The organism is Salegentibacter profundi (assembly GCF_054121475.1).
The window spans coordinates 160376-172508 of the sequence record NZ_JBSYGG010000006.1 but is presented as its reverse complement, the minus strand read 5'-3'; the positions used below and the strand labels follow the sequence as shown (position 1 = coordinate 172508).

At 37.2% G+C, this 12133-nt stretch carries 8 protein-coding genes, 1 tRNA gene and 1 pseudogene; 2 read left to right on the top strand and 8 right to left on the bottom strand.

Annotated features, from left to right (window positions below; all coding sequences use genetic code 11):
* Positions 1–676 (bottom strand): annotated as a pseudogene (locus tag ACW6NC_RS10180) (transposase); the annotation flags it as partial.
* A gap of 245 nt (positions 677–921) precedes the next feature.
* Here ACW6NC_RS10180 and ACW6NC_RS10175 point away from each other — a divergent pair.
* Positions 922–2271, top strand: coding sequence for a hypothetical protein (locus ACW6NC_RS10175; protein ID WP_457865753.1), 1350 nt, complete (start codon positions 922–924; stop codon positions 2269–2271).
* Between the two features lie 261 nt (positions 2272–2532).
* Here ACW6NC_RS10175 and ACW6NC_RS10170 read toward each other — a convergent pair.
* The 6 genes from ACW6NC_RS10170 to ACW6NC_RS10145 form a co-directional block, all read right to left on the bottom strand.
* A tRNA-Met gene (locus tag ACW6NC_RS10170) sits at positions 2533–2605 on the bottom strand.
* Between the two features lie 119 nt (positions 2606–2724).
* A complete protein-coding gene (locus ACW6NC_RS10165; protein WP_457865751.1) occupies positions 2725–2907 on the bottom strand; it encodes a CPXCG motif-containing cysteine-rich protein in 183 nt (60 codons plus the stop codon).
* Positions 2907–4241 (bottom strand): TolC family protein, encoded by a 1335-nt coding sequence (locus tag ACW6NC_RS10160; protein WP_457865749.1) that lies wholly within the window; start codon positions 4239–4241, stop codon positions 2907–2909. Before ACW6NC_RS10160 ends, ACW6NC_RS10165 begins: the two co-directional genes overlap by 1 nt.
* Positions 4225–7425: an efflux RND transporter permease subunit gene (locus ACW6NC_RS10155; protein ID WP_457865748.1), complete on the bottom strand. Its 3201-nt coding sequence runs from the start codon at positions 7423–7425 to the stop codon at positions 4225–4227. Before ACW6NC_RS10155 ends, ACW6NC_RS10160 begins: the two co-directional genes overlap by 17 nt.
* A gap of 2 nt (positions 7426–7427) precedes the next feature.
* Positions 7428–8564, bottom strand: a complete 1137-nt coding sequence (locus ACW6NC_RS10150) for an efflux RND transporter periplasmic adaptor subunit (RefSeq protein ID WP_457865746.1) — start codon at positions 8562–8564, stop codon at positions 7428–7430.
* Between the two features lie 51 nt (positions 8565–8615).
* Positions 8616–10535 carry an ABC-F family ATP-binding cassette domain-containing protein gene (locus ACW6NC_RS10145; RefSeq protein WP_457865744.1) on the bottom strand — a complete coding sequence of 640 codons (1920 nt, stop codon included), beginning with the start codon at positions 10533–10535 and terminating at the stop codon, positions 8616–8618.
* Between the two features lie 54 nt (positions 10536–10589).
* Between ACW6NC_RS10145 and ACW6NC_RS10140 the strand changes: the two genes are divergently transcribed.
* Entirely contained in the window at positions 10590–10988 is a 399-nt protein-coding gene (locus ACW6NC_RS10140; RefSeq protein WP_457865742.1) for a DUF983 domain-containing protein, read from the top strand.
* Here ACW6NC_RS10140 and ACW6NC_RS10135 read toward each other — a convergent pair.
* A complete protein-coding gene (locus ACW6NC_RS10135; protein ID WP_457865740.1) occupies positions 10976–12031 on the bottom strand; it encodes an NAD(P)/FAD-dependent oxidoreductase in 1056 nt (351 codons plus the stop codon). The two genes, ACW6NC_RS10140 and ACW6NC_RS10135, sit on opposite strands and share 13 nt — an antisense overlap.
* Positions 12032–12133: the final 102 nt, after the last annotated feature.

Here is a 12133-nt window from a genome sequence, read left to right as displayed (position 1 = left end):
TCAATAATGGTAAAGGCTCTAAACCTTCTCTTATTATCCAGAACATCTGTTACAAAATCCATACTCCAGGTATGGTTAAGGGTTTGAGGTACTTCTAAGGGTTCTTTTATTCTTGCTGGTAGTCTTTTCTTCACTTTACGCCTTAGGCTTAAACCAAGATTCTTATATACACGATAAACTCTTTTATGATTCCACGACTTGCCTTCTTTGCGTAGTCGCTCATAGGCCATCCAGAAGCCTTCTTCACTATATTTCTCTGCCTTCTGCTGTAAGGCTTCTTCTATAGGCTTATCATCTTTAGGGAGAGGAGTATAATAAAACACACTCTTGCTCATTTTTAAAACACGGCACGCCCTGCTTATACCGTAATGAGCAAGTTCTTTAGCTATTGTTCTCTTACGGCAAGGCTTTAAAGCTTTTTTTCGATGATCTCTTTGGCCATCTCGTGATCCAGAGAAAGGGTAGCATACATTTGCTTGAGCCGTCGGTTTTCTTCTTCGAGTTCCTTTAAGCGCTTCAGTTCTTTACCGTTCATGCCACTATAACGTTCACGCCATTTATAAAAGGCAGCGGTGCTAATACCATATTCACGACTGATCTCGGCAGCTGTTTTACCGTTATCGAATTCTTTGAGGATCTTAGAGATCTGCTGAGGGGAAAATTTACTTTTTTTCATACTGTTTAAAATTAAGAATTATTCTACTTTTAAACAGTTCGGTTTTAAGGGAAGCTTACAAAGATATACATATAGAATATTTATTAGATAAAGATGCTGACAAGGCTAATGAATTTAGCGTTTATAGGATTCAAACCGTTTTTAGTTTATTGCCTATTTATAGTAAGTATTGCACTAAAGCTATTATTCTTCCTTTTCCTAATGAAGAAATTTATAAAATAGTCCTGCAAAACTCAATTAAAGCAATGCCTAAAGTAAATATTGTAGATACTTTTGATGTGCATATCAATCAAATATGGAACAATACAATTCTTGATAAGTATCGTTCATCTTCCAGTTATGAATGGCAAAGTCAGTATATAAAATTAAGAGAAGAATCATTGAATTTTGCAAAAATATATGTTAGGTATTTTGAATCCTCAATGGAAGGAAATCAATCCAAATTTAAGTCATCTTTAAATAGATTAATAGAGCAAATTACATCCTTAACTAATTTATTAAGCAATACAAAAGGATATAATCGTCAGTCAAGAAAATATTTTGATAAAGGTCAATTTTCAGAACACGAAAAAGTAATAAATGATTGGTGTTCTTCCTTAAGAAACACTCTCAATCAATTAGCTAACATTGTTGAACCTAAAAAGGATAATGACAGGAATGTAGCATTTATAAATTTAAAAGCAGTTTTTCACAAGTTAATACCAATGCAACAATCATTTGATAATGTAGCAGAGTCTTCTTTTGTGTATTATGACATATCTAAATTAAAAGAAGAAGAACAAATCTGGTATGATAGATTACTTATTACTGTCTCGTATTATGTATCATACTTTATAGGTTCTAATAGAAGTAAGCTATTTAATTCTAGGACAACTATAAGAAATTGGTGGGAAACATATAATAAAAATAGATTAGAAGGAATACATCATATACTTAAAGAATCTGAAAATGAATCATATTTTTCATTTCACCTACCGAATAGAGTAATAGAAACAGAGACTTTAAGCGAAGTAGTAATTGGTATAACTGGATTAACCCTTGAAAATTTTGAAGAAGACTCTTTATATCTAATTGAAGGTTTAGTAGATTTATCTTCTACAGAAATCGATTTCTTTAATTTTATCAATATCCAAGATTCAAAAGCAATAAGTAATGGTTTTAGGGTTCAAAAAGTGTTTTTTGAGAGGATTAAAAGTTTTATCGAGACTGGAGAGTTTGAAGAAAGCGATTATGGCAACCCAATGCCTATAAACGTTGATAAATCAATGTTGAATTCATTAAACGATATAACTCTAAAGACTATACCTATAAACGAAAATGCAGAATCGTTTTCACAAATGATGTTTAATGTCTGGAAATTGTCAGAATATAGAAATAGACTTAGTAAAAAAAATAGTTTAGAAAACCAATGGTTAGAAGAAATTGAAAAGGAGTATGGTACAGATATACAAAGACATCTAAATAAAGTAGAAACCACAGAAGAATTTAAAAGTAATATTAAAGAATTTCTTGAAGGAAATTTTACTTATTCAAAGAATAAGATAATAGGAGATCTTACTGATTACATTTTATCAATTCAAGGTGAAATCAAATAATTGAAGGTCTAAAGGGGATTAAATTAATATAACCAGGTGCTCAAAATTATTAATATTCTCTCGAATGTTTATTCAAAAAAATAAAATTAAGTTATAGATAATTATTTCGGAGAAATTAAAAATAATAGGATTTGATTTCAATTAATTACAATTAGTACAGATATATATGCTCTAATGAAAAGAACCAGTATTCTGTACCTATTCTGTACCCCTTGGAAAAAACAAAGACCCCACATTTCTGTGAAGCCTTGATTTTACTAGTAGCGGGAACTGGACTCGAACCAGTGACCTTCGGGTTATGAGCCCGACGAGCTACCTACTGCTCTATCCCGCGATATTGGACTGCAAATATAAGACAGAATTTAAGTTCTCACAAAGCTTTTTGAAGAAAAATTAGCACACTATGAATCTCGTAGTTATCAATATCTGTAAAACAACCTCTTAGAAAAAAAGTTATTGTTCAATTCCTAAAGCTTCAAAATTCTGGAGTTCATTTCCGGAAAACTCGACTTTAATCTCAATAGGATTGCAACAATTCTCACAGTCCTCAATATAATTCTGATGAGTAACGGAAGGGTCTAACAGTACAGAAATTTCCTGCCAACAGAATGGACATTGGAAAAAATGTTCTAACATTATAATTCAATATTTAGTAACTGACCAGTAAGCTGAAGTAGTTCCAATTCTGCAAGTTTTGCATCATATTTGGCAAGGTTTAAACTGGTTTGGGCATCTAGAAGATTAACCTGGGCCTGGCGAAATTCTATAGATGTAATACGTCCAAGCTTAAATTGTTCTTCAGAACGTTCAAAATTATCCCTATTAGTAGCGACGTTTTCTTCCTGAACACGGTATATGTAAAGCTTATTTTGATAATTACCCCAGGCATTTGCAATATTTCGTCTTACTTCAAGTTCTATTTGTTTTTTGAGCAGCTCCTGATTCTGGTAATTGATCTTAGCATTCTGGATCTGGACGTGAGTTCTTCCTCCATCAAAGAGATTCCAGTTAAGGCTAACCCCAGCCGAAATACCATCTGTTGTAGTAGTGCTCCCTGGAAAAAATGCCGTCGCGGCACTTCTGTTCCTGTTCCACCCGTAAGACCCGGTTAGATCAATTGTAGGTAAATAACCAGCTTTATTTATCTTGATATTATATTTGCTAATATTGAGGTTTTTCTCCATTTGCAATAACGATACATTATTTAGGGATGCCTCTTCCACGAATGCTTCCAGTTGAAGTTCAGGAATAAAACTAACCGTGGTATCTACCTCAAATTCTTTATCTGTAATTTCCCTATCTAACAATACATTCAAATCACGTTTTGTATTATAAAGAAGCTGTCGTGTTTCTAGCAGATTAATACTATCGTTATTTACATCTACCCTGGCATTTAAAACCGCTAGATTATTGGTCTGTCCATAATCAAACTGGTATTGTGAACGAATTACTCGCTCTTTAGAGGTTTCTAAAACGCTTTCCAGGACTTCAATATTTTGAGTAAGACGAGCTATCTCATAATAAACACTCATGAGCTGTAGGATAGTAGTCTCTATGGTTTCCCTAGCTTCAAGTTGTGAAAGGTCGTATTGCTCCTTTAAGCTTTTATAATTATATAGTCTTCCCAGGCCGTCAAATAAAGTATAATCAACATTAATGGCAGCATTATATCGGTTGCTTTCAATGCCCTTCTGATCAACATTTTCACGGTCTTCTGGCTCTGTCAGGCGGTCATTAAGATCATAACCAGCACCGGCCTGACCCCTAAGTCTTGGCAAATAGCCAGAATTTAAAATCCCTTGATTATTCTCCGCAATTTCCACTTGGTTTTTGGCTATTTTTATACCAAAATTCTTCTCAAGGGCTCTTGCTACCGCCTCATCTTTAGTAATAACCTCCTCTTCCTGAGATGAGGCCTGGAATACAAACAAAAGAACGATAATAAGAGTAAACCTAAATTCTTTCTTCATGCTCTTTCTCTTCTTTTTGTTCCTTAATTGCACGTTCTACTTCCTCATTACCAACACGATTCCCTGTTGTGAGCCATTTCCCTCCTACTTTGATATTATTGCTGATAGAAAGCAATAAAGGCAGCAATAAAAGAGTTAAAACGGTAGCTATAGCGATCCCATAGGAGATAGAAATTGCCATAGGCTTTAGAAATTGGGCCTGTCTGCTCTTTTCCAGTAGCAAAGGTGCCATACCTGCTATAGTGGTAACCGAGGTAAGAAAAATAGCTCTAAATCGGGCTCTTCCGGCTTCATACAAAGCATCTTCGAATTTCATTCCGGATCGTAGATTTCCATTGAATTTACTTATAAGTACCAAACCGTCATTAACCATAATACCAATAAGAGCAATAATTCCCAAGGCTGAAAGAACATTTACAGGAAAATCATGAATCCAGTGTCCCCACGCTACACCTATCACACTAAAAGGTATCATTAACATCAATAAAAAAGGTTGACTATAGCTTCGAAAGGTAAAGGCTATGGTAGCATAGATCAGAAATAGTATTACCGGCAGCACACTCCTAGCAGAATTAGTCAATTTACTTGCTTCACGATTCTGACCTTCATAAGAAACTCCAAGACTTGGATATTTAGCCAATAATTCAGGCATTATATTATTCTTAATATCGGATAGAATTTCTGTCGAACTCCCGTTAGGATCTTCCATATCCGAACTTACTCGTATTTCCCGCATGCCATCAAGATGACTTATTGATTCTGTTCCCCTTATAATTTCATAAGTTGCAATTTCATTAAAAGGCACACGGTTCCCAGAGGGCGTAGTAAGCCTCATGTCATCAAGATCATTGATAGAAGATCGGTTTTCACGATTATAGCGCACCCAAACTCTTATTTCATCTTGTCCTCGTTGAAACCGCTGGGCCTGGGTTCCAAAAAACCCATTTCGAACTTGCCGCATCACTTCGCCTAAATCAAGACCCAGAGCATATGCATTATCTTTGAGCTGAATATTGATTTCTTTTATGCCCTTAGGATCATTGTCCTTTACGTCTTTTAGAAGTGGGTTGTTTTCAAAAATTGTTTTTAATTCCTCTTTTGCAGCTTCAAGTTCCTGAAGATTATTTCCGAGAAGGGAAACCGACACCGGATCACCGCCAAAATTTCCACCCGATCCAAAGGTCAAATTCTCAACCCCAAAAACAGGACCTACTTCTTCCCTTATCGCATTGGTTATGTCGGGAGAACTAAAATCCCTTTCTTCTCCTGGTAAAAGATTTACCTGTAAGGAAGCCTTATTATTCCCGGGACCAACCCTTTTTATGATATTCTCGATTACAGGAATATTATCGGTTTGTCTTGCCGTAAAATCTTCATTCACTCGCCAGGCAGCATCTTCAACCATCGAGATAATTGAATCTGTACGGGCGGGATTAACCCCTTCTGCCATTAATAAGTTAATACTCACCCTGTCGCTGGCAATACTGGGAAAGAGAGTAACCCTAATCCAATTTCCTCCTATAGCCCCAATTGTAAGAATTAAAATTGAAGCCAAAATGCCTAAGGAAAGTACCTGTTGTCTCAATACGAATTTCAAAGCTGGACTATAAAATTTATCCCTATTATAACGCATAATCCGATCTCCAAGCTTATTAATTTCCCGCATTCTACTAAAAAAGCCGGAATTTTTCTTATTCGGTACTTCTGATTTGCGTCGTTGTAGCGCCTTCGAATGTGCGATATGAGCCGGAAGAATAATGAGCGCCTCGACAAGGGAGACCGTTAAAGTAAGGATCACCACGGTAGAGACTTCACTGAAAAACTCACCAATACGACTATCCAAGAAAAGAAATGCTGAAAAAGCCAGTACTGTAGTGATTATGGCCGAGATAATTGGAGGCACCACTTCCATTGTGCCATCGAGAGCTGCCTGAATGGGTGGTTTCCCCATTTCATAATGCTGATATATGTTTTCTCCGATCACAATTCCATCATCGACTAAAATTCCAATAACGATGATCATTCCGAAAAGAGAAAGTACATTAATTGTTACCCCAAATTGGCCTGCAAAAATAAACATCCCCAAAAAAGCTATTGGTAGTCCGAAGGCTACCCAAAATGCTAAGCGAATATTCAAAAAAAGTGCAAGAAAGAAGATTACCAAAAGAATACCAATCGCTCCATTTTCCATAAGTAAGCGGGTGCGTTGGCCTAAAGTTATAGAGGAGTCTGAGACCACATCCAACTGAATATTACTGCTTTTTGAATTATAATCTGCAATATATTTTTTAACAGCAGAAGCTGCAGATAATAAATCCTCATTGTTGGTGTTACTAACGGAAACATTTACCGCAATATTTCCATTGAAATATGAGGCATTGGGCGTTTCACTGAATTGATCTCGTACTGTAGCTACATCACTGAGCCGGATGATTTGGCCACTTTCAGAAGATCGCACTACCAAGTCATTAAGGGCGTCGGCATAGTAGGAACGACTGTTTGCTCTAATTAAATAATCTTCTGCATCGGTTTTAATAGTACCCCCTGTGCTCAGGATATTCGCTGATCTAACAGATTGCGCAACTTCTTCAAAAGTCAGGTTATAGGCTAGTAAATCATTTTGGCTAACGGCAATCTCAATCTCCTCTTGGGGAAAACCCGAAATTTCAATCTGGGAGATTCCATCTATCCTCCTTAAGTCATTCTCTATTTGCTCGCTAATACGTTTTAAAGTTACCAATGGAACCCCTTTCCCGCTTATTGCGAAACTTATGGAAGGACGGACCCTTTCTTGTTTTGAAACCACCAGAGGCTCCATACCACCGGGGAAAGTGGGAACGCGGTCCACCGCGTTCTTCACTTCGGTGAGCATCACATCAATATTTTCATCCTGTTCTATCTCCACGGTGATGGAGCCACCACTTTCCCGAGCTACAGAGGTCACTCTATCTATTCCCACAAGACCCTTGAGGTTATCCTCTATCTTAAGAATAATTCCCTCCTCAATTTCCTCAGGTGCTGAACCAGGATAATTCACATTAATATTTATGATCCTGGAATCCTCCAAAGGAAAAAAAGATGAATTCAGGCTGAAAATTCCTACAAGACCAAAAATTACAAATGCGAGAATGACCACATTTACGGCCACCTCGTATTTTATAAAGTAACTTATTAATTTTCTCAAAACTAAAGATTTTCCGTTGAGCCTTCTTCCTGCTGAATTTCAACAACCTGGCCGGGATAAGCTCCGGGAACGGGGGCCGAAATCAGTTGAGTACCATCTTTCAGACCTTTTATGACCACGCTCTTGGAGGCAAAATAGACAGGATCAACTTCTTCAAGAGCGAGTATACTGTCTCTTACCACATATACCTTAGAGCGATCTATTAATAGCTCTCTGGGGATCTCAATGGCATTTTCTTCATCTCTGGCATCAAGCATCGCCTCTAGATACATGCCTTCACGAATATCGGGATCCGTAACTTTTATAAACACCTGAATGGTTTGGGATTGCCTGTCTACCCTCGCATTAATACGGCTCACCGTTCCTTCATAATTCTTGGTCTTTTCTAAGTTTTCAAGAGATACATTCTCCCCAACTTTAAGAAAGTCGGCAAATTTTTTAGGTACTGCGACTTCCAGTTCATATACTGTAGGATCTATAAATTCCCCAAGCTTCTGACCGGGCCGTACCAGAGTTCCTGGGTTTACTGAGGCCTCTGTTAGCACTCCATTAAATGGAGCTCGTATTGTAAATTTGCTAAGACGCTCTTCCAGGTTTTTTATTTCGTAATATGCTGAAGTAATTCCGCGACCTGTAATAAAATACCTTTCCTTTTCCGTATCCATTTCAGGTAAGGGCGGCGTAGTTTTGTTTACATCAAACTCGGTGAGATAATTCTGCCATTTTTCAAACGCCTTAGGATAATCCATGCGTAAATCCGGCATTATTGAGGTAATGGTATTGAACAATTCACTTTTGGCTGAGAGAACTCCCGCGTAGTATTCTTCCGAATCTAAAGTAAGAAGAACCTGACCTCGGGAAAACTTTTGTCCAGGTCTAAAATCCTTACTGCTTGACCGGAAAACCCCCTGGACCTCAGAAAATAATTCAAGTTTTTTAAGAGCGGTTACATTCCCGTTGGCAGGAATAACAATAGGAACCGTACGATTTTTAACGGTATCCACAAACACTTTTTTTACGGTTTTTCTGGCCGCGGGAACCTCTTGCACGTTACTATTTATAATTGCTTTTGCTCCAAATATTGCTAATACTATAAGCAATACTCCCATTATCGAAAGAATAATTTTCCTTAAATCCATACGGCATTTAGACTTAAAAAGCCTCAAATAGTTTAATCAACAATTTATAAATTATGCATAACGGTCAAGTTTTTCCTGAAGTTCCTCCCATCTTGCCATCAATTCCTCCAGTTCTTGCTTGCTCCTTTTATAGTTTTCAAGGAAATCTGGCCTGGCCATAACTTTCTCATAATTTGATGCGAGCTCTTCGTCTTTTCTCTTGATCTCTTTTTCCAGTTTTCCTATTCTGGATTCGGTATTGCTTAGTTTGTTCTTAAGAGACTTTACTTTTTTCTGCTCTTTGTAGGATTGTTTTCCCTGATCTCCTAAATTATTCCTTGTTCCCTTCGGGGACTCATCTTTTTTTTCAATAGCACGCATATTCTCAGCCTGCCTTTGGTCAAGGTAAAAGTCTATATCGCCAAGATACTCCTTTATTTTCCTGTTTTTGAATTCGTAAACTGTTTTTGTGAGTCCCTGAAGAAAATCCCTGTCGTGAGAGACAAGAATCAAAGTTCCCTCAAAATTCTTTAGTGCTTGTTTTAATACGTTCTTGGATTTAATGTCAAGATGGTTGGTAGGTTCATCCATCACAAGAACGTTAAATGGCTGAAGCATTAGTTTTGCTAATGCCAGGCGATTTCGCTCACCACCTGAAAGAACTTTTACCTTTTTATCAACCTCTTCCCCTCGAAAGAGAAAAGAGCCCAGTATATCTCTTACCTTACTCCGATTCTTTTCGTTGGCCGCATCGATCATGGTATCGTGTACGGTTTTTTCCCCATCTAGATACTCTGCCTGATTTTGCGCAAAATATCCTATCTGGACATTATGCCCTAATTTTAACTGACCTGTATATGATATTTCATCTATAATTATTTTGGCAAGGGTGGTTTTACCTTGACCATTTTGTCCTACAAAGGCTATTTTACTACCTCGTTCAATCAACAGGTTGATATCCTCTAAAACCTGATTTTCCCCGTAGGCCTTTCCTATATGCTCAGCTTCAATCACCACCTTCCCCGGCTGTACTGAAATAGGAAAATTGATGCTCATTACCGCATTATCATCTTCATCTACCTCTATACGATCCAATTTATCAAGCTTTTTTACAAGCGACTGTGCCATTGAGGCTTTAGATGCCTTTGCCTTGAATTTCTCTATGAGCTTCTCATTACGCTCTATTTCCTTCTGCTGATTCTTTTGAGCAGCAAGTTGTTGCTCCCTTAATTCATTCCGGAGCTCCAAATACTGTGAATAGGGTTTTTTAAAATCATAGATTTTTCCAAGAGAAATTTCAATGGTTCGATTTGTCACATTATCGAGAAACATTTTATCATGGGATACAATAATCACGCAGCCCGGATAATTGTTCAGAAAACTTTCCAACCATATAATACTCTCGATATCAAGGTGGTTAGTAGGCTCATCCAGCAATAAAATATCGTTATTCTGAAGAAGGATTTTAGCAAGTTCTATCCTCATTCTCCAGCCTCCAGAAAAGGTGTCTGTTATCTTGTCGAATTGATCTCTTGTAAAACCAAGTCCCAGTAGTACTTTCTCTGTGTCGCCTTGATAATTATAACCGCCTATAATTTCATATTGATGGGTGACTTCACTGAGTTCCTGAATAAGGTCAGAATAAGAATCGCTCTGGTAATCTGTTCTTGTGGCGAGCTGGCTGTTAATGTGGTCTATCTTTTTTTCCAGGTTCTTTATCTCCTCGAAAGCCTGTTGCGCTTCTTCCACTACAGTTCGACCTTGAACAAAATCTATATCCTGTTTTAAAAAGCCAATCTTCAGTTCCTTATCCTTAGCTATCTGTCCTTGATCATATTCCTGTTCTCCAGCAAGTATCTTTAACATAGTAGATTTCCCGGCACCGTTTTTTCCAATTAGACCAACTCGATCCCCACCGTTTAATCTAAAAGTTACTTCTTCAAAAAGGTACTCGCCGCCAAAGGAAACGGACAGATTATGAATATTCAGCATTTATTGTTTTTATTTTTGCAAATATGCCTAAATTTACCTTGCAAAAAAAATACGATGAAGTTCCTGAAAGGCAAAAAGTTATATAGTATTTTATTCGGTGTTTGTCCCGTATGTCACCAGGAAAGTATGTACAAGGAAAAAAACCCATATATACTTAACCGCATCTTTGAGATGCACGAACGCTGCTCTTATTGCGGTACAAAATATAAAATCGAGCCTTCCTTTTTTTACGGAGCCATGTATGTAAGCTATGCTGTGGGTGTTGCCTTTGCTGTTGCCGCTTTTATTATTGCCCATTTGTTTTTTGGCGCAGGATTAATGATCTCTTTCTGGGCAATTATCGGGACTTTAATTGTATTTATGCCTGTAATTATGAGGCTATCAAGAAATATATGGATCAATTTCTTTATGAGTTATAACAAGGACATAGTTAAAGCTCATCAGCCTGAATAATATTTTTTGGTAAATCGACCTAATTCTACCTCAGGAGATAATGGTTTACCAGTTTCAATTAGTTTGATAAGTTCCTGTGAAAGCATTGGAGCGATCAACATACCCCTGCTACCAAAACCATTACAACAAAAGATATTTTTATGCTCCGGATGTTGCCCGGCTAATGGTCTTCTATCTTTGCTAGCCGGTCTAATTCCGGCCACTTGATCCACAACGTCAAACTTACAGCTTATAATAGTTGAAAGCTTATGAGTTAACTCTTCCCGAGCCTCCAAGCTTGGATCTGGGGAATGATCCCGGTTATTATATGTTGCTCCTACACGATAAAGGTTATTGCCTATCGGAATAATAAAAACAGATGCCTTAACTATTTCCTTCAACTGGAGTTCTTCAGAATAAATGGTAATGTATTCACCTTTATTCCCGGTTAAAGGCAAATATTTGAAGAAAGGATTATTCTTTAGACCAAAGCCTTCGCAGAATATTATTTTACTGGCAATAAGCCCTTTATATTCAACTTGGTGATCTGAAATTTTTAGACGCCCATAATCAAAATTTTCAAAACAGATCTTCCCTTGATTTTTTAAATAATTCCCATATTCGGAGATCATCAGTTCAGTATTAACCGTACCGGTGTGCAAGACTTCCCCAAAGCCATAATCTGATTTAATGCAGGGATTTAGTTTTGACCTAAGATCAGTATTGAGGAAATCGGCAAGTCCAGGTTTATCAGCAGCGGAAAACCAATTATTTTGTTCTTCTACAGAATTAAAGCGTCTAAAAATCGGAATATTATAAAACAGCTTTACTCTCAACTTTTCTTCGATACGCTTATAAAAGGGGATTGCCAAATCCAATTGTTGATAAGCGTTCCAGGCAAGCGTAAAACGTTTTAAGACTATTGGGTTAATAAGGCCAGCAGCCACCAGAGAAGCTCTTTGCGTTCCTCCCTCAAAAACCCTGTAACTATGGCCGTTTTCTTCAAGACGTTCACATACAGAAATCCCACTTAAGCCTAAACCTACTACTAAATAGTCTAACATAACTTAAAAATAAAACTTCTGTGGAAATTAAAAAAACCAAGCATCCATTCATTAAAAAAGCGCCCATCATGGACGCTTTAAAATTTTTTCTTTATAGGTTTT

What these genes read in the sequence shown, in the direction of transcription:
- ACW6NC_RS10175 (WP_457865753.1), top strand. Translation starts at nt 922, where the DNA reads ATGCCTAAAGTAAATATTGTAGATACTTTTGATGTGCATATCAATCAA.
- ACW6NC_RS10165 (WP_457865751.1), bottom strand. Translation starts at nt 2,907, where the DNA reads ATGTTAGAACATTTTTTCCAATGTCCATTCTGTTGGCAGGAAATTTCT.
- ACW6NC_RS10160 (WP_457865749.1), bottom strand. Translation starts at nt 4,241, where the DNA reads ATGAAGAAAGAATTTAGGTTTACTCTTATTATCGTTCTTTTGTTTGTA.
- ACW6NC_RS10150 (WP_457865746.1), bottom strand. Translation starts at nt 8,564, where the DNA reads ATGGATTTAAGGAAAATTATTCTTTCGATAATGGGAGTATTGCTTATA.
- ACW6NC_RS10145 (WP_457865744.1), bottom strand. Translation starts at nt 10,535, where the DNA reads ATGCTGAATATTCATAATCTGTCCGTTTCCTTTGGCGGCGAGTACCTT.
- ACW6NC_RS10140 (WP_457865742.1), top strand. Translation starts at nt 10,590, where the DNA reads ATGAAGTTCCTGAAAGGCAAAAAGTTATATAGTATTTTATTCGGTGTT.
- ACW6NC_RS10135 (WP_457865740.1), bottom strand. Translation starts at nt 12,031, where the DNA reads ATGTTAGACTATTTAGTAGTAGGTTTAGGCTTAAGTGGGATTTCTGTA.